Source organism: Vibrio sp. RC2502 (assembly GCF_054850435.1).
In genome coordinates this window covers 1,125,278-1,147,340 of the sequence record NZ_CM141453.1, presented here as the reverse complement: position 1 = coordinate 1,147,340, position 22,063 = coordinate 1,125,278, and the positions used below count along the sequence as shown (strand labels likewise).

General features: G+C 44.6%; 20 protein-coding genes. 5 read left to right on the top strand and 15 right to left on the bottom strand.

Annotated features, from left to right (window positions below):
• Nucleotides 1–4 precede the first annotated feature (4 nt).
• Nucleotides 5–3,079: an error-prone DNA polymerase gene (locus ACYJZR_RS05380; RefSeq protein ID WP_406965946.1), complete on the top strand. Its 3,075-nt coding sequence runs from the start codon at nt 5–7 to the stop codon at nt 3,077–3,079.
• A gap of 58 nt (nt 3,080–3,137) precedes the next feature.
• Here ACYJZR_RS05380 and ACYJZR_RS05375 read toward each other — a convergent pair whose 3' ends face one another.
• On the bottom strand, nt 3,138–4,091 hold the full coding sequence (locus ACYJZR_RS05375; RefSeq protein ID WP_005494587.1) for a chemotaxis protein CheV: 954 nt from the start codon (nt 4,089–4,091) through the stop codon (nt 3,138–3,140).
• A 288-nt stretch (nt 4,092–4,379) separates the two neighbouring features.
• Complete coding sequence (gene mlc, locus ACYJZR_RS05370; RefSeq protein ID WP_025525283.1) at nt 4,380–5,597, bottom strand: sugar metabolism global transcriptional regulator Mlc; 1,218 nt, start codon at nt 5,595–5,597, stop codon at nt 4,380–4,382.
• 421 nt (nt 5,598–6,018) lie between these two features.
• Between mlc and pyk the strand changes: the two genes are divergently transcribed.
• Nucleotides 6,019–7,461, top strand: a complete 1,443-nt coding sequence (pyk, locus tag ACYJZR_RS05365) for a pyruvate kinase (RefSeq protein ID WP_005453949.1) — start codon at nt 6,019–6,021, stop codon at nt 7,459–7,461.
• A 68-nt stretch (nt 7,462–7,529) separates the two neighbouring features.
• On the opposite strand, the gene ACYJZR_RS05360 is transcribed toward pyk, so the two are convergent.
• Together ACYJZR_RS05360 and cydH are read right to left on the bottom strand one after the other, a co-directional pair.
• Nucleotides 7,530–8,681, bottom strand: a complete 1,152-nt coding sequence (locus ACYJZR_RS05360; RefSeq protein WP_005453952.1) for a patatin-like phospholipase family protein — start codon at nt 8,679–8,681, stop codon at nt 7,530–7,532.
• Between the two features lie 30 nt (nt 8,682–8,711).
• Nucleotides 8,712–8,804, bottom strand: a complete 93-nt coding sequence (gene cydH, locus ACYJZR_RS05355; protein WP_005494575.1) for a cytochrome bd-I oxidase subunit CydH — start codon at nt 8,802–8,804, stop codon at nt 8,712–8,714.
• A gap of 127 nt (nt 8,805–8,931) precedes the next feature.
• Here cydH and ACYJZR_RS05350 point away from each other — a divergent pair, with 127 nt between their 5' ends.
• From ACYJZR_RS05350 to ACYJZR_RS05340, 3 genes are all read left to right on the top strand, one after another.
• Nucleotides 8,932–9,522: an outer membrane beta-barrel protein gene (locus ACYJZR_RS05350; protein WP_005494573.1), complete on the top strand. Its 591-nt coding sequence runs from the start codon at nt 8,932–8,934 to the stop codon at nt 9,520–9,522.
• Nucleotides 9,523–9,999: 477 nt separating this feature from the next.
• Nucleotides 10,000–11,466 (top strand): sodium-dependent transporter, encoded by a 1,467-nt coding sequence (locus ACYJZR_RS05345; RefSeq protein ID WP_005453956.1) that lies wholly within the window; start codon nt 10,000–10,002, stop codon nt 11,464–11,466.
• A complete protein-coding gene (locus ACYJZR_RS05340; RefSeq protein ID WP_005494570.1) occupies nt 11,463–11,558 on the top strand; it encodes a MetS family NSS transporter small subunit in 96 nt (31 codons plus the stop codon). The genes ACYJZR_RS05345 and ACYJZR_RS05340 overlap by 4 nt, the downstream gene beginning before the upstream one ends.
• A 66-nt stretch (nt 11,559–11,624) precedes the next feature.
• Here ACYJZR_RS05340 and ACYJZR_RS05335 read toward each other — a convergent pair whose 3' ends face one another.
• The 11 genes from ACYJZR_RS05335 to fabD all read right to left on the bottom strand — a co-directional run bounded on the left by ACYJZR_RS05335 (nt 11,625) and on the right by fabD (nt 22,012).
• On the bottom strand, nt 11,625–12,026 hold the full coding sequence (locus tag ACYJZR_RS05335; protein ID WP_005453959.1) for a hypothetical protein: 402 nt from the start codon (nt 12,024–12,026) through the stop codon (nt 11,625–11,627).
• A 281-nt stretch (nt 12,027–12,307) separates the two neighbouring features.
• Complete coding sequence (ptsG, locus tag ACYJZR_RS05330) at nt 12,308–13,738, bottom strand: PTS glucose transporter subunit IIBC (protein ID WP_005453963.1); 1,431 nt, start codon at nt 13,736–13,738, stop codon at nt 12,308–12,310.
• A gap of 445 nt (nt 13,739–14,183) precedes the next feature.
• Nucleotides 14,184–14,951, bottom strand: a complete 768-nt coding sequence (locus ACYJZR_RS05325; protein ID WP_005483719.1) for a TatD family hydrolase — start codon at nt 14,949–14,951, stop codon at nt 14,184–14,186.
• Nucleotides 14,942–15,904: a DNA polymerase III subunit delta' gene (locus tag ACYJZR_RS05320; RefSeq protein ID WP_140144143.1), complete on the bottom strand. Its 963-nt coding sequence runs from the start codon at nt 15,902–15,904 to the stop codon at nt 14,942–14,944. Before ACYJZR_RS05320 ends, ACYJZR_RS05325 begins: the two co-directional genes overlap by 10 nt.
• Nucleotides 15,905–15,928: 24 nt before the next feature.
• Nucleotides 15,929–16,561 (bottom strand): dTMP kinase, encoded by a 633-nt coding sequence (gene tmk / locus ACYJZR_RS05315; protein ID WP_005490472.1) that lies wholly within the window; start codon nt 16,559–16,561, stop codon nt 15,929–15,931.
• Complete coding sequence (gene mltG, locus ACYJZR_RS05310) at nt 16,558–17,574, bottom strand: endolytic transglycosylase MltG (RefSeq protein WP_406965955.1); 1,017 nt, start codon at nt 17,572–17,574, stop codon at nt 16,558–16,560. Before mltG ends, tmk begins: the two co-directional genes overlap by 4 nt.
• Nucleotides 17,571–18,389, bottom strand: coding sequence for an aminodeoxychorismate lyase (gene pabC, locus ACYJZR_RS05305; protein WP_047733301.1), 819 nt, complete (start codon nt 18,387–18,389; stop codon nt 17,571–17,573). Before pabC ends, mltG begins: the two co-directional genes overlap by 4 nt.
• Nucleotides 18,390–18,496: 107 nt before the next feature.
• Complete coding sequence (fabF, locus tag ACYJZR_RS05300; RefSeq protein WP_406965957.1) at nt 18,497–19,747, bottom strand: beta-ketoacyl-ACP synthase II; 1,251 nt, start codon at nt 19,745–19,747, stop codon at nt 18,497–18,499.
• A 93-nt stretch (nt 19,748–19,840) separates the two neighbouring features.
• A complete protein-coding gene (gene acpP / locus ACYJZR_RS05295) occupies nt 19,841–20,074 on the bottom strand; it encodes an acyl carrier protein (protein WP_004406112.1) in 234 nt (77 codons plus the stop codon).
• Nucleotides 20,075–20,319: 245 nt separating this feature from the next.
• The gene (fabG, locus tag ACYJZR_RS05290; RefSeq protein WP_021449845.1) at nt 20,320–21,054 is read right to left on the bottom strand and encodes a 3-oxoacyl-ACP reductase FabG; all 735 of its coding nucleotides are present in this window, start codon (nt 21,052–21,054) and stop codon (nt 20,320–20,322) included.
• Between the two features lie 34 nt (nt 21,055–21,088).
• The gene (fabD, locus tag ACYJZR_RS05285) at nt 21,089–22,012 is read right to left on the bottom strand and encodes an ACP S-malonyltransferase (RefSeq protein ID WP_015297035.1); all 924 of its coding nucleotides are present in this window, start codon (nt 22,010–22,012) and stop codon (nt 21,089–21,091) included.
• Nucleotides 22,013–22,063 lie beyond the last annotated feature (51 nt).

Sequence of the window (22,063 nt, the reverse complement as noted above, 5' to 3'; positions counted from 1 at the left end):
CGTTATGAGTTACGCAGAATTATTTTGTCAGTCTAATTTCTCTTTCCTCACTGGCGCTTCTCATGCAGAAGAGCTTGTGTTGCAAGCGGCTTTTTATCGCTACCATGCCATCGCGATTACTGACGAGTGCTCGGTCGCTGGCGTGGTCAAAGCCCATGCAACGATTGAGCAGCATAAACTTGATATCAAACAGATCGTCGGCAGTATGTTCTGGCTCAACGAAGAGTGCCAAATAGTCCTACTTTGCCCCTGCCGTAAAGCTTATGCTGAGATGTGCCGTATCATCACTAACGCGAGACGACGCAGCGAAAAAGGCAGTTATCAGCTTTCTGAGTGGGATCTGATGTCGATTCGTCACTGCTTAGTATTGTGGCTTCCTACCCACCAAGCGAGTGACCATTACTGGGGGCGCTGGCTCAATCAACACCATAACAATCGACTATGGGTTGCGATTCAACGTCACCTTGGTGGCGACGATGATGCCTACACAAATCACTGCGAGAAGCTAGCTCACGAATTGCAACTGCCTATTACAGCTTGTGGCGGCGTACTCATGCACACGGCTGAGCGCCTGCCTTTACAACATATACTCACCGCCATTAAGCATGGTTGCAGTGTTGATAAGCTGGGCTTTGAACGTCTTTCTAATGCTGAACGCGCATTACGACCACTGAATAAGTTGATTCGTATCTACAAACCAGAGTGGCTAGAGGAAAGTAAGTACATCGCGGATTTGTGCGAATTCAAATTGTCTGATCTGAAATACGAATACCCTACAGAACTGATTCCTAATGGCTATACACCAAATTCTTACTTACGAATGTTGGTGGAACAAGGTAAAGAGCGTCGCTTTCCTGAAGGCGTGCCGGAGGACATCAACCAAACCATCGAAAACGAACTGAGGTTGATAGAAGACCTCAAGTACCATTATTACTTTTTAACCATTCATGACATCGTCATGTTTGCTAAACAGCAAGGCATTCTTTATCAAGGCCGAGGATCAGCGGCGAATTCCGTCGTGTGTTACTGCTTAGAAATCACCGCCGTCGATCCAAGACAAATCTCCGTCTTGTTCGAACGATTTATCAGTAAGGAACGCAAAGAGCCACCAGATATCGACGTTGACTTCGAACACGAGCGCCGTGAAGAAGTCATTCAATACATTTATAAAAAATACGGGCGTGAGCGTGCCGCTCTTGCCGCAACAGTGATCAGTTATCGCTTCAAAAGTGCGGTACGTGAGGTCGGAAAAGCGTTAGGTATTGAAGAGACCCAATTGGATTTTTTCATCAAAAATGTTAACCGCCGAGATCGTAGCCAAGGTTGGCAAGCACAAATTATTGAGCTTGGTTTGCAACCGGAATCGCTCAAAGGTCAGCAGTTTATCCAACTGGTGAACGAGATTATTGGTTTTCCTCGTCATCTTTCTCAGCATGTCGGCGGCTTCGTGATTTCATCGGGTCCATTATATGAATTGGTGCCCGTTGAAAATGCAGCAATGGAAGATCGAACTATCATTCAATGGGATAAGGACGATCTCGAAAGCTTAGAGCTTCTGAAAGTCGATGTATTGGCGCTCGGGATGCTCAATGCTATCCGTAAATGCTTTCAATTAATTGAGAAACACCACCAGCGATCACTTTCAATTGCTGAGATCACTAGCCGACAAGATGATCCTCATGTATATCGCATGCTCCAAAAAGCAGACACCGTTGGCGTTTTTCAAATAGAATCTCGCGCGCAAATGAGCATGCTGCCTCGCTTAAAACCAGCTTGTTATTACGACTTAGTTATTCAAATCGCGATCGTACGTCCAGGGCCGATTCAAGGCGACATGGTTCACCCGTTTTTGAAAAGGCGCAACGGCGAAGAGCCTGTCAGCTATCCATCAGAAGCAGTGAAAAGCGTTTTAGAAAGAACCATGGGCGTGCCTATCTTCCAAGAACAAGTCATCAAACTTGCCATGGTCGCTGCGGGGTTTAGTGGTGGCGAGGCCGATCAACTTCGTCGAGCCATGGCGTCATGGAAAAAGAATGGTGATTTAGCCAAGTTTAAGCCTAAGCTGCTCAATGGCATGCAAGAGCGAGGTTACGACTTAGCATTTGCGGAGCGCATTTTTGAACAAATTTGTGGCTTTGGTGAATACGGATTTCCAGAAAGTCATTCAGCGTCTTTCGCCGTTTTGGCGTATTGCTCGGCATGGCTAAAATACTACTATCCCGCAGAGTTTTATACGGCACTGTTAAACAGCCAGCCAATGGGGTTTTACAGCCCTTCTCAATTGGTGCAAGACGCTCGTCGTCACGGCGTCGAAGTTCTGCCTATCTGTGTCAATCATTCCTATTACCAACATCATTTGATTCAACGCCCCAATGGCCGACTTGGTGTGCAACTGGGCTTTCGATTGGTTAAAGGCTTTAATGAGGAAAGCGCGACTCGCTTAGTCGAACGACGACCAAAAACGGGCTATCACTCAATACAGGAGGTCAAACAAATCTTGAGAAGTCGTCGTGATATCGAATTATTAGCTTCTGCAAATGCCTTTCAGATCTTATCGGGTAACCGTTATAACGCACGTTGGGCAGCGATGGATTCACTGTCCGATTTGCCTTTGTTTCATCATATCGAAGAGCCAAGCGTTGGCTATCAAGCACAGCCATCTGAATATGAAAGCCTTATTGAAGACTATGCCAGTACCGGTCTTTCGCTGAACCGACATCCAATTACCCTGCTAGAAGAAGCGGGGATACTTCCTCGCTTTACGCGTATGAAGCAATTGGTTGATAAAGAGCATAAATCGCTTGTGACTGTGGCAGGTGTCGTCACCGGAAGGCAGTCCCCAGGCACTGCAGCAGGCGTTACATTTTTCACCTTAGAAGATGACACTGGCAACATTAACGTTGTGGTATGGAGTGCGACGGCAAGAGCGCAAAAGCAAGCTTACCTCACCTCAAAAATATTGATGGTAAAAGGTATTTTGGAACGAGAGGGAGAAGTCATCCACGTCATTGCGGGTAAATTGATTGACTGTACTCATTACTTATCCAACTTGCAGAGTAAGTCTCGTGACTTCCATTAAGAATGAGTAGATACAACAAAGGGAGGTTACCCTCCCTTTGTTTACATTCATTGATGAGTTAGGCGTTTGTAGAAAGCACCTGACGCAAACGATCTTGTGCTACTTCAACTAACAAATCTGGCTGGAATTTTGAGATAAAACGATCACAGCCTACCTTTTGCACCATCGCCTCGTTAAAGCTACCGCTGAGTGACGTGTTCAATGTGATGAACAACTTCGACATACGAGGATCGCTACGGACTTCGTGAGTCAATTTGTAACCATCCATCTCTGGCATTTCAGCGTCCGTGATCATCATTAACAGCTCTTTTTCAACATCACGACCTTCATCACACCAACGTTTGAGCACCGTTAATGCCTCTAAACCATCTCGGCACTCGATGATGTTCATACCCAATTGAGAAAGGGTGTCACGTACTTGGTTTCTTGCTGTCGAAGAGTCGTCTACGATAAGAACGTTACGTCCAACCATCGACTGCGATAAGTCGTGATCTAAGATATCTTCTGAGATAGTGACATCATAATGAACGATTTCCGCCAACACTTTCTCAACGTCAATAATCTCAACGATTTGAGAAGTATCACCATCTTTCACTTGGGTGATAGCTGTGAGGTAGTTGGAACGTCCAGAAGTCGATGGCGGCGGCTGAATTTCAGTCCATGCGGTATTGATGATGTTACGTACCGGACCAACAAGGAAACCCTGCACCGAACGGTTATATTCCGTCACGATCAAGTTTTCTTCTTCCGCTTCTCCACGCAGAGGAGGAAAACCAATCGAACAACGCAAATCAATCACAGGTACAGCTTCACCTCGAAGAGAAGCAACACCACGGATGTTGTAGTGTGAACCAGGCAGCTTAGTCAACGGCGGAAGCTTTATCACCTCTTTCACTTTGAACACATTAATCGCAAATAACTGACGACTGTTTAACGTGAACAGCAAAAGTTCTAGTCGGTTTTCACCCACTAAGTTCGTACGCTGATCAACCGTATTTAAAACTCCGGACATACTACTACCTAAATTCTGAACGATTATTTTTCACTCTTTATTGGAAACCTTGCTGAGAATACAAGGCGACGTTTTTTAATGAGTGTATAGATATCTAAGTAAACTCAATACGTTAGCTTGATACGTTTAACATCATGAGACAAATTAGATATAAGTGCAAATTACATCAATGACGTGCACATAGCAATGCACTGCTGCTCAGATTCGTCATTTGATGGCTTTTTAAGATCAAAAAAGGGTGCGCTCTTGAGCCACACCCTAAATCAAATTAAAGATAGAAAGAAGTGATTAACCTTCCACCACCTTCATTAACAACTGCCCATCATACAGAGCTTGTTTTATCAGCGCAGCGCCCGGCATCGTCGCTTGTTTATAAAAGCGAGATTCCACCAGCTCAAGATCTTGGTGATAAACAGGCAAGCTTTGTTCTTCAATACAACGGCGAACGGCCGGATAAAGCACCTCTTTCGCTTGGTTAATTACCCCACCAATCAAAATCTTTTCTGGGTTAAACAAGTTGATCACGATAGCAATTGCAGAACCTAAATAGCGTCCCAATTTTTCAATCACATCAACCGCGAGAGGATCGCCATTTGCCGCGGCTTCACAGATACTTTCGATGCTCATCTCTTCTTGCTCCGCGAGAATAGAGGCTTCACCTTCAGAGATGCGTCTCACCACTTCTTCACGAATCGCTTGCGAGCTGGCAACCGTCTCTAAGCAACCAATGTTGCCACAGTGACATCGCTTCCCGTTGGGATCAATTTGAATATGCCCTAGTTCACCGATATTACCGTGGCGGCCTTGAAGAACTCGCCCATCAAGAATGATACCGGCGCCTAAACCATGGTGAATCGAAATAAGAACAGAGTTGTCATTTTCTTGGGAATGACCAAAGAGCTTTTCAGCTAAAGCCCAAGCACGCGTATCGTTGGCAATAAAGACCGGCAAACCCGTCGCTTTGTAAATCTCTGGCCCTAAAGCAAGGTTTTCGACGTTATAGTGAGGCATTTGTAGCACCACGCCCTGCTCAGAGTTTACAAGGCCTGGAAGCGTAATCGCGATGCTAGTAACGCGATCTAGTTGATCGGCATACGTCTGAAAAAAGTCGTCAATTTCGTAGAGCAGACGCTCAAGAACATCGTCTTGGTCACGTTCATGAATTTCGATTTTGGTATCGATCAAGACATCGCCACCCAACTCATGCAGAGCAATAGTCAGATAGCCACGACCTAAACGCATCGACAGAAACTGCCAACCTTCGTTGTTTACTTGTAGGCCTACGGCAGGACGACCACGACTTGTCGCCTCTTGTACGGTAGTTTCATGAATCAAGTGTGCTTCGATTAATTCTCGGGTGATTTTGGTGATACTCGCAGGCGCAAGCTCACTTTGCTTCGACAAATCAATTCGAGAAATTGGACCTTTTAGGTCAATAAGTTTATATACACGACCAGCATTGACCTGTTTGATATGATCAATATGGCCCGGTTGAGCCATGTACATCTTGCACTCCGAAATTCTATAACGAGACAATTTTTTTACTTTGCGAAGTAATTGTGAAGTGAATTAATAAATCCCCGTGACAAGCATCACGTATAAACATGTTTGTTTGTGTATTCAATCAAATAACGGGAAATCTACTCCTGTTAAATTGTTTGAAAAATAACTTATTTTATTCTTCAAATTAGGAGAGCAACATAAGCGACCACAGAGCATCCCTACAAAGAGGTTTTCGCTAACTCGTTAGTCCTCTATGTATTATCCGTCTGTTTTAGCCAGTGTCACTCTTCATGCAAACAATCTGTGCATATACTTATACCTAACTGGCATCGAGCTTAGAAAATACAGACCTCGACAGTGGTTAGATTAAGTAAGAATAAAATTTGAGTTACCTTGTCCTACACCTGCATTCTTCGGAGAATTTATGACTTCCAAATTAAGAAGAACGAAAATTGTCACCACTCTTGGCCCTTCAACTGATAAAGACAATGTGCTGGAGGAGATCATTAAAGCTGGTGCGAACGTCGTTCGTATGAACTTTTCTCACGGTACAAGTGAAGACCACATTCAACGCGCTAAAAAAGTACGCGCGATTGCCGCAAGATTAGGGCGTCAGGTTGCCATTCTTGGCGATTTACAGGGACCTAAAATTCGTGTTTCGACCTTTAAAGACGGTAAAATCACACTCAAAGTCGGCGATAAATTCACACTAGATAGCGACTTACCAAAAGGCGAAGGGAACCAAGAATCCGTTGGTTTGGATTACAAAGAACTGCCTCAAGATGTTTCACCGAACGACATTCTACTGCTTGATGATGGCAGAGTTCAATTGCAAGTCACCAGCGTAGAAGGAAATAAAGTCCATACCCGTGTGACCGTTGGTGGTCCATTATCCAACAACAAGGGCATCAACAAAAAAGGCGGTGGCTTATCAGCCGATGCACTCACGGAAAAAGACAAAGCTGACATCATCACAGCCGCAGAAATTAAGGTCGACTATTTGGCCATTTCTTTCCCACGCAATGGCGAGGACATGCACTATGCCAGACGCTTGGCCCGGGATGCCGGCTTAGAAGCAAAACTCGTCGCAAAAGTAGAACGTGCAGAAACCGTCGCCACGAGCGAGTCGATTGACGATATCATCCTAGCTTCTGACGTCGTGATGGTCGCTCGCGGCGATTTAGGGGTTGAGATTGGCGATCCTGAGCTGATCGGTGTTCAGAAAAAACTCATTCGTCGAGCTCGCAGTTTGAACCGCGTCGTCATTACTGCAACTCAAATGATGGAATCGATGATCAATAGCCCAATGCCAACGCGTGCAGAAGTCATGGACGTAGCAAACGCCGTTTTGGATGGCACCGATGCCGTGATGCTGTCTGGAGAGACCGCTGCCGGTCAATATCCGGTAGAGACCGTGAAATCAATGGCGGATGTCTGTATTGGCGCAGAAAAGATGTCTGAAGCAAGTCTATCGACCTACCGTCTCGACCGCACCTTTGAAACAGCAGAAGAGACCATTGCAATGGCAACCATGTACTCAGCGAACCACATGGAAGGCATCAAAGCGATGATTGCATTAACAGAATCAGGAAGAACTGCTTTGATGATGTCACGCCTAAGCTCGGGTTTGCCAATTTTTGCTTTATCGCGTAACGAATCGACGCTCAACCGCGCAGCGTTATATCGTGGCGTGACGCCAGTGTACTTTGATGCGAAATGCGATGCGGGCTTACCAACCGCTCAAGCCGCAATTTCCAGCCTCAAAGATCAAGGTTACCTACATGAAGGTGACTTAGTGATCATCACTCAAGGTGACGTGATGGACGTCGTTGGTTCAACCAACTGTATGCGTATTCTGCCAGTCTAACGTAATAGAAATGCTAAGGGCTCCAGTGGAGCCCTTTTTTGTTTATCGCTTAGGTGACTTACGCTAGCTTAAGCGCTTTCTCGACCTTCAAGATCCATATTCAGTTGATCGTACAACTGAACCAGATTAAACCCGGCTTGCAAGCCCAATTGATAATCATGCTCTAACGCTTCTGGTTCACTCAGGAGTGAAGAAGATTTCAAGCCCTCTTTGGGCGCAATTTGCAAAATAAACGTGTCGTCCGGTGGGTTTGATAAAAACGCCTGCGTTAGCTCAAAGGTCTGATAGTGAATCATCAGCATATCGGCCAAGCCAGAATCAAAATTCTCACCAATCAAATGGCTTAATCGATACAAATTATCAGCCCCAAATAACCAACGACCACCGTTGAGAAGCATTTTCCCAGTTAACTTAGACTGGTGCGCAGTATTAATTTTTTGTTGGAAGAAAGACGTCCAGTCAGACTTCCACTGGCTGACTTTTTGTTGCCAAGATTGCTGCACCGAGTTTATGGATTCGCGATACCATTCTACTGGCACGTCTCCGATTTCACTTTGCGCCCTCGCCTCTATCTCAGAGAAGGGTTCTGTGCGAATCACAATAATGTTGCGCGCATTTTGTCGCCACGCTTCTTGAACCGGAATCGAGGCGGAAACACCACCATCCACAAACTTTTGCCCATTTACATCGACAGGGCCATGGTACAACTTAGGAATCGCACAAGTGGCTAGCATGGTGTGGAACCAATCGTCCCCAAGAATCGGCAAATACTGATCGGATAAATTTTCCACGTTCGTAACGGCTGCAAACGCCCCTCTTCCAGCCAAGGTCTTACGCCCTAAATCGAGATCCAGTTTGTAAGGAAAATCTTGGATTCTTTCTAGCGCCCACTCAAGACTCAAGTATTGTTGCTTACGAATGTAGCGGAAAAGATTAAAAAACTCAGGAGAAGTAGTAAGTTCGGTAATGAACGCTTTACCCATGCCATGTTGACGACATAAATACGAGCAAAGGTTTAGAGCACCGGCAGAAGTGCCGTAAAACTCATCGAAAGGATCGAAATTAGAAAGGAGTAGTGCGTCCAACACTCCAGCGGTAAAAATCCCTCGCTGCCCTCCTCCTTGTGTGACTAGAGCAGTTTTGCCATGTCTAAAGTGCTCATAAACTTCTATATCGAGCTCTGTATGGCTTTCGGTGATTATACCGCTGTTACGTATCATCGGCTCACGCCAGTTTTCTGATGCTTATTGTTAGGCCGTCGTAATCGCAATAATTCCGAACGACAAAAGCACTGCGAAAACACTGACGACAATGATTAGTGCGGATTTTAGATCGTGTTCCATAAACGCCTCCTTGACCTGTAACAAATTAATAACACCAGTGTGAAACATGTTCAAGATTTGGTTAATTTAGTCGCGCGATTTTGACTAAGCCATCACAATTAGCTTAGTCATAATAAGGAGATAGGACATGAAGAATAAACTCAGTTGGCTAGTTGGGGGCATGTTAATGAGCTGCGCATTGAGCGCACAAGCAAATGTTATCGTAACCCCATTTATTGGCTTTACTGGCGGCGGGCAAGTCGAAGATGAAAACAAAAACACCTATGACATAGACCCTGCCCTCAGTTACGCCTTATCAATAGAAACACCTTTTGAAATGGGAAAAATCGGCCTTTTCTATTCTGCACAACCGACAGAACTCAAAGAGTTGTCGAACTCCGCCGATATCCATTATTTACAATTCCAAAGCAGTATTTACTATCCCCTCGCTGAAGGTTGGCAAAGCTATGTAGGGTTGGGGGTTGGCGGGTCTTACACCGACGTCGACTGGGCTGATAAAAAATACGGTTTTTCTGCCAGTGCTTTTGCCGGGTTAGAGTACGCATTTTCAAAAAACTTTGCTCTAACGGCACAAGTACGCTGGTTAGGTACGGTCGTAGATAATGACACATCTGGCGCATGTACATTGCCATCTGATGGTTCAAGCTGCATCATCAAATTCGATACTGATTGGATGAACCAATTTCAGTCAAACGTAGGCTTTAGTTTTCGCTTTTAACTGAGGCAAATTAACCGGAACATTATCTATAGGGTGTGCAAAAGATAGTCGTACGCCCTAAATGATAAAAATAGTCCATAAGACCATTCAAATAGCAATATAGCAGTCATTTATTTCACTAAACCGCCTAACCAACCTTTCAGATCACCTATTTTCTCACTATTTAACAACATTAAAACCACACAAAACACTACTGTTAACATTTAGAATCTATTGCGCTCTGTATTATTAGAAGTTAGTCTGAATAACGAAAACAGATAAATATTTCAGTTTTATCAAACACACATCAACATAATAAGAGTTAATCTCTAACTTCTCTTACGTTAGGCAAAACATAACTCTGCAAATTAATGACAAGTTAGAATTTAGGATCATAAAACTGACGGATAACAGTTGTCCTTTCTTTTAACAATTTAGCAGGGATTGCAGATCAACTGAGAGAGCTTCATTCCTTAGGGAGTCGTATAGGAGTCAGATATGAAGCGAGAACAATGGGGATCCCGTGCAGGATTCATCTTAGCAGCAGTCGGGTCAGCCATCGGATTGGGTAACATTTGGCGTTTCCCATACATGGCTTACGAAAACGGTGGCGGCGCATTTTTTATTCCTTACCTTTTTGCCATGATCACTGCCGGTATCCCATTCATGATCCTTGAGTTCAGTATGGGACAAAAATACCGTGGTTCAGCACCGAAAACACTAGCAAAAATCCATTCGAAGTTTGAATGGCTTGGCTGGTTCCAAGTTGGCGTTGCTGCTGTTATTGCCGTTTACTATGTTGCGGTAATTGGTTGGTCTATCTCTTACTTTGGTATGTCGTTTACTCAAAGTTGGGGAACCGACACTAACGCGTTTTTCTTTAGCGAATACCTAAAGTTAGGTGATAACTCACCAACAAACTTAGGCGGTATTCAATGGAAAATTGCTATAGCGATGACCATTGCTTGGGCTGTCACTTACATTGCCATTGCAAGTGGCGTTAAGTCCGGCATCGAACGCGCATCAAAAATCATGATGCCAATCCTATTCTTGATGGTTCTATTTCTGATCGGTCGCATGGTATTCCTACCAGGTGCACTCGATGGTGTGAACTATATGTTCGAACCCGATTTCAGCAAGATTTGGGACGTAAAAGTATGGGCTGCCGCGTATGGTCAAATCTTCTTTACCCTAAGTATCGGCTTTGCAATTATGTTGGCCTACTCAAGCTACTTGCCTGAGAAGTCTGACATCACAAACAACGCCTTTATGACCGTACTGATCAACTGTGGTTTCTCTATCCTTGCAGGTATCATGATCTTCTCGGTATTGGGTTACATGGCTCAAGAGCAAGGTAAACCACTAACAGAAGTTGTATCTGCCGGCGTAGGCCTTGCCTTTGTGACGTTACCTGCGGCAATTAACCTATTGCCAGCGCCTTACATTCTTGGCCCGCTGTTCTTCTTTGCGCTTGTTGTGGCCGGTCTAAGTTCACACATTTCGATTATGGAAGCAGTGACGTCAGCCATTATCGATAAGTTAAAGTGGAGCCGTAAGAAAGCAGCAAATGTGGTAATCGGCACGGGCTTTGTTGTGTCGATGGCATTTGCGACCAACGGTGGCCTACTGCTACTAGACTTAGTCGATCACTTTGCAAACAACGTTGGTATTATGGTTGGTGGCTTGATTGAAATCGTATTGATGGCTTGGTTGCTAAATCGTGTACCAGAAGTACGCGGCTACGTGAATGAGCGTTCTGACTTCTCTATCGGTCAATGGTTTGAGATTTGTTTACGCTTTGTCACACCAATCATGCTAGCAATCATCTTGGCAACAAAGCTTTATGCGCTATTTACAGAAGGCTATGGTGGCTACGATCTAACTCTAGGTTGGGCAATCATTGCCGCACTCTTTATCTTTGGCTTACTTATCAACGCAGCAAACCGCAAGGAGGCAGTAAAATGACCGTTAGCGCAATCATTATGATGGTTCTTGGTTTGGGCATCACTTGGGGCGGTGCAGCTATCTGCATCAAACGTGCGATGAACAAACAGTAAGATTGAAATTCCGTCTTAATCAGACACAAAATGCCGGCATCTATGCCGGCATTTTTTATTTGAGAGCTAGAAGCTGTATTTCACACCAACAGCCCCACCCAACTGTAAGTCAGGGCCTTTATAGAGATCGAGCTCAGGATGGATCTGCGCATAAACGTCCCACCCTTTCGATAGGTCCCAGTTCACGCCAAGTGGAACACGAATACCAAATTCGTCATCCCACTCATACCAGCCACCAACCCCGACATACCAAGTGATTGGCATATTCTGGTCAAACGCACCACGCTTCGCAATATAGTCGAACGCCATGCCATCGTTGCCAATGATACCTCGATACTTGTTGTCAACTTCCACAACCACGCTCAATTGCTGGTCTACTGCCATACCGACAGACAGATTAGCAGGCTCGTTAGCCGCCATTGCCGAGCTAGAAATAAGACCCACTGCTAAGATAATTTTATTCTTCATACACGTTATCAATTCTTAAAAAAACATCGTGCATAATTCAAACATGTTCAATATTTGTTATGTCATCAGCGAGTAAACGGTTTGTACGAAAAAGCCGACAAAAGTAAAGATGAGTTTGAGATCACAAGGTTCAATAAGGTGAGCCTAGGTCGTACTTATGAAACCAATAGGCAAAAAATATAGGCAAGAAAGTCAGGTAGGCAGGCAATAGATAATAAGTTATTCAGCAATATACAAAAAAGGAGGCCTTAGCCTCCTTTCAAAACAATGAATGTTGGGGATTAACCGTGGTTACGGATCCACTCATCCATTTCAGTTTTTAGGTTGTCAGACTTAGTACCGAAGATAGCCTGAACACCACCTGCAACAACTACAACACCAGCAGCGCCAAGTTGTTTTAGTTTGTCTTGGTCAACCGCAGCAGTATCTGCAACAGCAACACGTAGACGAGTGATACATGCGTCTAGACCAGTGATGTTTGCTTTGCCGCCGAATGCTGCAACAAGCTCACCTGCCATGTCTGAACTAGAAGTCGCCGCAGCTTCTTCAGTTTCATCTTCACGACCAGGAGTTTTTAGGTCAAGAGCTGTGATTACTGCACGGAACACTACGTAGTAGATTACTGCGTAAACTAGACCAACAGCGATCATCAGACCCATCTTCTGAGCGTTACCAGATAGAACTAGGAAGTCGATCAGACCATGAGAGAAAGATGTACCGTGTACAAAGCCTAGAGTGTTAGCAACGATGTATGCAGAACCAGCTAGTAGAGCGTGGATACCGTATAGAACAGGAGCAACGAATAGGAATGAGAATTCGATTGGCTCAGTAATACCTGTTAGGAATGAAGTCAGAGCAGCTGACGCCATGATACCCATTACTTTCGCGCGGTTTTCAGGTTTAGCACAGTGAGCAATTGCGATTGCTGCAGCTGGTAGACCGAACATCTTGAACATGTAACCACCCGCTAACTGACCGAAGCCATTACCAGCAGCACGAGATGCTTCATCAGCAACTAGGTAACAAGTTAGAACGCCGTGTTGAGTTTCGCCTGCTGCGTTAACACAAGTACCAGCTTCGAAGAAGAAAGGTACGTTCCAAACGTGGTGTAGACCGAATGGGATTAGTGAACGCTCAACAACACCGTAGATACCGAATGCTAGTTGTGGGTTTTGGTGCGCAGCCCAGTCAGAGAATGCAGAGATTGCACCGCCGATTGGTGGCCAAATTACAGAAAGAATTACACCAAGGATGATCGCTGCAAAACCAGTGATGATTGGCACTGCACGCTTACCTGCAAAGAAGCCAAGGTATTCTGGAAGTTGAATTTTGAAGAAACGGTTGAATGCCCAAGCAGCAACACCACCGACAAGGATACCACCTAGTACACCTGTATCGATTTTTTCAACGCCCATTACGCCAGCCATAACACCTAGTGTTGCTGTCATGATGCCGTAACCAACAATAGCAGCTAGACCAGCTACACCATCGTTGTTTGTGAAGCCTAGTGCAACACCTACAGCGAATAGAAGTGCCATTTGGCCGAATACTGAACCACCAGCTTGTTCCATAAGGTTAGAAACGATCTCTGGAATAAAGCTTAGGTGGGCAGCACCAACACCTAGTAAAATACCTGCAACTGGTAAAACTGATACTGGAAGCATCAGCGCCTTACCAACTTTTTGCAGGTTAGCAAAAAGGTTCTTAAACATGTTTATGCTCCTGATAAATTTATAAGTATTATTTGGGCACTAACGGCACACCCCCGTAGCCTAAAGGTTAGCACCCAATGAAAATGTAACCACAACTGCATTATATTTTCCGGCTCTAAATATATATTGATGACCCTCAAACTTTCCACACAGTTACGAAATTTAGTTTCAAAACAAGTCTTAGATCACACCCCAAAACGGTCAATGAAAAGGTTTGCATTTAACTTATATTACTGTTTTATAAAGATTTTATTATTTATATTATTAATTTTAAGGCGTAAATAAAATACAGAACAATGTTATTTTTAGTAACAAAATTACATTTGTGAAATTTGAATGTTATTGAATCAACATTTTTCGTAAACATTAAAATGAAGAGTACATCTGACGTATTTGTAAACAAAAAAAGGAGCTTTCGCTCCTTTTTAATACCGGATGTCATTTTTTATCGCAAAAAAAGATTTCGGAAGTTTTCGGTGGTTTTATGCGCAACTTCAGACAGTGCACATGACTTAAGTTGCGCAATATAAGCGGCAACCTCGACAACATAAGCCGGTTGGTTCTCTTTTCCTCGATGAGGAATTGGAGCCAAGTATGGTGAGTCGGTCTCAATCAACAGTCGCTCTAATGGCAACGCTTTCACCACTTCTTTCAACTCGGTTGCTTGACGAAAAGTTACGATGCCTGAAATCGAGATATAAAAACCCAAATCCATAGCAGCTTCGGCAAAGGGAAGATCTTCAGTAAAGCAATGAATGACACCACCACATTTCTCCGCACCACCATTACGTAGAATGTCCAATGTATCTTCACGCGCATTGCGGGTGTGAATAATAAGCGGCTTGTTCAGTTCAACCGCCAACTCAACCTGCTGTTCAAAACGCTCTTTTTGAAGCGCCGCTGTTTCTGGTTTGTAATGGTAGTCCAATCCGGTTTCGCCAATAGCAACGACTCTTTCGTGGCTAGCATGGCGACGCAAAGTCTCCATGGAAAACGCACTCTCAACATCCAATGGGTGAACACCACAAGAAGCGTACACATTCTCGTAAGGTTCGATCATCTCCAACATATTAGGAAATGAGTCTAACGTAACACCTACAGATAGCAGCTCTTTTACGTTAGCTTGCTTTGCTTTGTTAATAACGTCTTCAATATTGATATGAAGATCATCGTAATTCAATTTGTCTAAATGACAGTGCGAATCTACGAACATAATGCCTCTCGTGATTCAATTAACCAGTTCATTGATAGTAGCTCAAGGTTCAAACCCGGAAAGGCTTGCATTTGCGCTTTGAGCTCCATGAGTTTCTTTGTTGATGCATACAACCCATCGTAATGATGGGGCTTAAATTTCTCGGCACCAGGCAGTATGCCTTCGTCTACAACACCAAACTGCGACTTCTGAGCATCCGTCAATAACAACCATGCCCAATCCAGCACTTGGTCTGGATTTTTTGCCATTAACGATGCACATTTGGATACATCAGACGTCGGAGATAACAGTGTTTCAACCAAACAACGTTCGAAAGCCGAATACTCCTCTAGCTCACCATTTTTCAACGATTCAAGCGTTTTTAATGGAGAACCCATATTCAGTTTCAGTGCGAAAGCCGGTACTTGAGACAAGCCTTGCTCCCCAATCCACTGCATAGCTTGAACGGTTGAAGGCGGCGTCACAACCCAATGCTGGCATCGGCTACGAATCGTCGGTAGCAATCTTTCTTGATTATGAGTGACCAGCAAAAACAAACATTTTTCGCCCGGTTCTTCCAGCGTTTTTAATAGCGCATTAGAAGCGGATTCATTCATCGCATCGGCTGGCTCAATCACAAACAAACGGTAACCATTCAGCTGAGAAGATTCATGAGCTAGACGATTGCAAGCGCGAATTTGGTCAACCGTAATCGCCTTGCCTTCTTTCTCTGGCCTAATCCAGTGCAAATCTGGATGGCTTTGAGATTTCGTCAGTTGACAGCTATGGCAGAAACCACAAGCTTCGCTGCTGTAGTTTTGACAAAGAAGTGCATGACTAAAAAACTCAACAAGCTTTTCTACTGCCAAGCCTTTATTACTTTGCAGCAATAAAGCTCCAGGAATTCGATCTGAATCCAACCCAGATTTGAGGTTCTCCCATGCTGGCTTTAGCCAAGGAAAATCATTAAACATGCGTAACCTATATTCGCTTTTTACTTACTGGCGAGACAACCATTCATTCAAGGCGTCTTGAATATCACGAGACACTTCTTCAATCGATTGTTCTGCATTGATCACAACAATTGACGGATCAGCATTGGCGATTTCCAAATAACGCTCACGAGTGCGCTCGAAGAAGCTGATATCCATCTTTTCAATACGGTCTAGCTCGCCACGACCACGAGCGCGCTCAAGACCGATACGAGGATCGATATCCATATAAAGTGTAAATGCGGGCTTAAAGTCACCCAACGTGGTGTCACGAAGGTTTTTCATGAGTGACGCATCAATTTGACGGCCACCACCTTGGTAAGCTTGTGATGACAAGTCATGGCGATCGCCAACAACCCATTGTCCGTTTGCAAGCGCTGGCTTAATCACATTTTCAACCAGTTGAACACGCGCGGCGTACAACAGAAGCAACTCTGTCATGTCTTTCAACTCTTCGCCTTCATGCTCTTCCTTGACTAAAGCGCGCATTTTCTCGGCAAGAGGTGTCCCACCAGGTTCACGCGTGTTAACGATGTTTTCGATTCCCGCTTGTTTGAGCGTGTCCAAAACCGTTTTAATCGCAGTGCTTTTCCCTGCGCCTTCAAGGCCCTCTACGACAATAAAGTTTGCTTTCATCATTTGTTCTTTCTTAGTTCTCTTAAATAGGCTCGAACAGCACGATTGTGCTCAGCAAGTGATTTCGAGAAAACGTGTCCGCCCGTCCCACTTGCTACAAAATATAAGTAATCACTGCTTTCTGGGTTTAGTGCAGCTTCGATAGAGGCTTCTCCGGCCATTGCAATAGGTGTCGGCGGCAAACCATTAATAACGTAGGTATTGTATGGTGTTGGGGTGCGTAGGTCTTTCTTACGGATGTTACCATCGTAAGCATCCCCCATTCCGTAGATAACGGTCGGATCCGTTTGAAGTCGCATACGTTTATTCAAACGGTTTACAAACACAGAAGCAACACGTTCGCGTTCTGAATCAATCGCCGTTTCTTTTTCGATAATCGAGGCAAGGATCAGCGCTTCATACTTGTCTTTGAGAGGCAGCTTCTCCTGACGAGCGTTCCAGTTCGCATCCAGTATTTTATTTAACTTGGAATGTGCACGCTTTAGCAACTGACTTTCGCTCGCACCAGCGGTGTAGTGGTACGTTTCAGCCAAAAACAAGCCTTCAAGCTTATCACGTTCAATACCAAGCTTCTGTGCCATCTCTTTTTCTGACAGCCCTGAAAGGTCGTGTTGAACATACGGTGCGCTTTGAAGTTGCTCTAACCACTCAGAAAAACGACTACCTTCAACAAACGTGATGGCAAATTGATGTTCTTTGCCTGTATTGAGTAGCTCTAACGCCTCGTAAAGCGATACATTTGGCTCGAGTTGGTAAGTGCCGGCTCGTACTTGAAGAAGCTCTGGGTAAATATGGGGCATTATGCGAGTGTAATCAGACGCTTTTATGATGTTCTCTTTCACCAAATCGCGCATTACACGATGAAAGCTTGTGCCGTTTTCGACAGTGAACAGTTGAGGTTGCTCAATTAAAATTGGCGAGTTAACGTATTGCTTTGTTTGTGAAACAACGTAAAAAAACCCTGCTGCGCTTATCACAGCGATCAGCACAACAAAAGCCAACAGTTTTTTAATCACGTATTTAAATTCCCTTGCAGTCGTTGAGTCAGTTTTCCTATCGGAAAGACAGTTTTGTGGTTATTAGAGGCTGTAATGCTCGTGACAGGTGCAACACCTAGTAGTGAGTTGCACATCCATACTTCATCCGAAGAAAGCAGTTCCACCAGAGAAAAGTCCCCTACTTCAACTTCGGTATTATTGGCCTCAAAAAATTCAAGCACCTTACGACGCATCACGCCTGCGACGCCAGACAAATTTAAGCTAGGCGTATAAACCTTGTTATCTTTAACCCAAAAAAGGTTTGCCATTGTAGTTTCAATGACATGATTTTGCACATTTAACGTCACTGCATCGGCAAAGTTAGAGTGCTCAATTTCAGCTTTCGCAAGCACTTGTTCTAAGCGATTGTTGTGTTTATGCCCTGCCAGCAAAGGCTGAATTCCGAGACGGGTTTCGCATACCCCCAGATTCACCCCATTTTGTTGCCAGTCGACATAATGGACAGGAAATGCAAAGTTCGAGATGGTCACCATTGGGCACTCAATGCCCTTAGTGCCATACCCTCTTCCACCGATTCCACGGCTAATGTGAATTTTGATTCCAGCGTGTTCATCTTTCAGGGTAGCCAAGTGAGCCCACTCGGAAACTATACTCCAGTCAGGTAAAGGAATATGAAGTGTTTTGAGACATGCTTCCAAACGTTCAACATGCGCTTGCCAGTACTCTAGCTCGCCGTTTTTAGTCAGGATAGTAGTAAAGCAACCGTCCCCATATTGAAAAGAACGATCACCTAATGAAACCTGTGTTTGTGGAACTCCATTTACCCAAAACATTAGAACACCCTTAGGTTACAGACGACAAATAAAAGAAAACGGCTCAATGCTAAGCATCGAGCCGTTAGAATACAAGTTTCGCGGTCTTAAAACCTTATTAGAGATTTTTACTCAGCGAACTTTTTGAAGATCAAAGAACCGTTTGTACCACCAAAGCCAAACGAGTTACAGATTGCGTATTCCATACCTTCAACTTTGCGCGCAGTGTGTGGCACAAGGTCAATGTCTAGACCTTCTTCTGGATCATCAAGGTTAATCGTTGGTGGAACGATTTGGTCAACCAAAGACATAATCGTGATGATAGCTTCAACTGAGCCAGCAGCACCCAATAGGTGACCAGTCATTGACTTAGTTGAAGAAACAAGAACTTGTTTTGCGCCTTCTTCACCAAGAGCACGTTTCACACCCTTGATTTCAGCAACGTCGCCAGCAGGAGTAGATGTACCGTGAGCATTCACGTAACCTACTTGAGTACCCGTGATGTTCGCATCACGCATTGCTGCTTCCATTGCTAACGCACCACCTGAACCATCTTCACTTGGTGAAGTCATGTGGTAAGCATCGCCAGACATACCAAAGCCAACTAGCTCAGCGTAAATCTTAGCGCCACGTGCTTTCGCATGTTCGTATTCTTCAAGAACCATCACGCCAGCACCATCACCTAGAACGAAGCCGTCACGGCCTTTATCCCATGGGCGAGATGCCTTTTGAGGTTCGTCATTGCGAGTAGAAAGTGCTTTAGCAGCACCGAAGCCTGCCATACCAAGAGGCGTAGAAGCTTTCTCTGCACCACCAGCAACCATCGCGTCTGCATCACCATATGCAATCATACGAGCAGCGTGGCCAATGTTATGTAGACCTGTAGTACATGCAGTAGAGATCGCGATGTTTGGACCACGAAGACCACGCATGATAGACAGGTTACCCGCAACCATGTTTACGATGGTCGAAGGAACAAAAAATGGGCTAACTTTGCGAGGACCTTTCTCAACCAGTGCTGAGTGACCAGTTTCAATAAGGTCTAGGCCGCCAATACCTGAGCCGATTGCAACACCAACTCGAGGCGCGTTTTCTTCGGTAATTTGTAAGCCAGAGTCATCTAGCGCTTGGATACCCGCTGCAATGCCGTACTGGATGAATAGATCCATTTTACGAGCATCTTTTTTAGACATGTACTCTGTGCAATCGAAATCTTTAACAAGACCTGCAAAACGAGTTGAGAAGTTCGTAGTATCGAAGTGCTCGATATCTACGATACCGCTTTTACCTTCAAGCAGGGCTTTCCAAGATGATTCTACTGTGTTGCCTACCGGTGACAACATACCCATGCCAGTGACAACTACACGACGCTTGGACACGATATAATTCTCCGGGAATTGAATATTTCTATGAGAGGATAGAAGAAGTTAGAAAGAACACAGGCGGTCTAGGAGACCGCCTGGGAGAGATAATTACTGAGCGCTGTTTACGTAGTCGATTGCAGCTTGAACAGTAGTGATCTTCTCAGCTTCTTCATCAGGAATCTCAGTGTCGAATTCCTCTTCTAGAGCCATAACTAGTTCTACAGTGTCTAGAGAATCAGCACCTAGATCATCAACGAAAGAAGCTTCGTTTTTAACTTCTGCTTCGTCTACACCTAGCTGTTCAACAATGATTTTCTTTACGCGTTCTTCGATGTTGCTCATTTTTCTTTTCCTTTACAGATTTCGCCTAATGCGATGATTCCGTAGTTTATTCGAACTATTGAAAGTTGCAAGGGGGTCCTTGCTGGTCAAACCACAAAATTAGCGAATTTAACCGAATTTCAATACATTTTTGACTTAAATCATGCACAAATCTTGCGCATAAGCATGACAAGTTCATGACAGTTAATTGCAACTATAGGCTATTTTTCACAATGTAAAATAGCTAAATTTGCACGAACTGTGCATTAAACCATGTACATGCCACCATTTACATGCAAAGTTTCACCAGTAATGTAAGCGGCTTCAGGTGAAGCTAGGAAAACTACTGCTGATGCAATTTCACGAGGATCACCCAAGCGACCAGCTGGCACGTTCGCCAACGTTGCTGCACGTTGGTCGTCATTTAGCGCCTTAGTCATGTCAGTTTCGATGAAACCAGGTGCAACTGTGTTAACAGTTACGCCACGAGAAGCCACTTCACGAGCCATTGATTTGGTAAAACCAATCACGCCCGCTTTTGCTGCTGCGTAGTTAGTTTGACCCGCATTACCCATAGTGCCTACAACAGAACCTACGTTGATGATACGACCCGCGCGTTTTTTCATCATTCCACGCAGAACCGCTTTAGACATACGGTAAATAGGCGTTAGGTTTGTGTTGATGATGTCGTTCCACTCATCGTCTTTCATGCGCATTAGTAGGTTATCGCGAGTGATACCTGCGTTATTCACTAGAATATCGATCGCACCAAACTCATCGTTAATGGTTTTTAGTGTTGCTTCAATAGACTCAACGTCAGTGACGTTAAGCGCTAAACCTTTACCATTTTCGCCTAGGTATTCGCTGATCGCAGCCGCGCCGCTTTCAGACGTTGCGGTACCAATAACGGTGGCACCGCGTTCAACAAGAAGCTCAGCAATCGCACGACCAATGCCACGGCTTGCGCCAGTCACTAGAGCGATTTTACCTTCTAGATTCATCATGTTGTGTTTTCCTTTTCTTATCGTGAAAGAATTATTTAGCGGCTTCTAACGACGCCACATCGTTAACTGCTGCTGCACTTAGTGTTTTCACGATACGTTTTGTTAGACCTGTCAGAACTTTGCCCGGGCCAAGTTCAAGAAGGTTTTCTACACCTTGTTCACTCATTAGCTGTACGCTTTCAGTCCAACGAACTGGGCTGTATAGCTGACGAACAAGCGCGTCTTTGATTTTTGCAGGATCAGTTTCAGCTGCCACATCAACGTTATTGATAACTGGAAGTTGTGGTGTGTTGAATTCGATAGACTCTAGCGCTACTGCTAGTTTATCAGCTGCTGGTTTCATTAACGCGCAGTGTGAAGGCACTGACACAGGAAGAGGAAGAGCACGTTTCGCGCCAGCTTCTTTACACAGTGCACCAGCGCGCTCTACTGCATCTTTACTACCTGCGATAACAACTTGACCAGGAGAATTGAAGTTTACTGGAGAAACGACATCGCCTTGCGCTGCTTCTTCACACGCCTTTGCAATCGCATCATCATCTAGACCGATGATTGCATACATTGCGCCAGTACCCGCAGGAACCGCTTCTTGCATTAGCTTGCCACGTAGTTCAACCAATTTGATTGCTTCTTTAAAGTCAATCACGCCAGCGCACACAAGCGCTGAGTATTCACCGAGACTGTGACCCGCTAGGTTTGCTGGTTGTTCTAGACCAAGCTCTTGCCATACGCGCCAAATAGCGACAGAAGAAGCAAGCAATGCAGGCTGAGTACGGAAAGTTTGGTTTAGATCTTCAGCAGGGCCATTTTGAACAAGCGCCCATAGATCGTAACCTAGTGCGTCAGATGCTTCTGCAAATGTTTGTTTTACTACGTCATATTGTTCGCCTAGATCAGCAAGCATACCTACAGCTTGAGAACCTTGACCTGGAAATACGATAGCAAACTTGCTCATGTTGTTTTCCTTTAAGCAATGTAAAAAGAAATAAGATGCACGTGAGTGCAC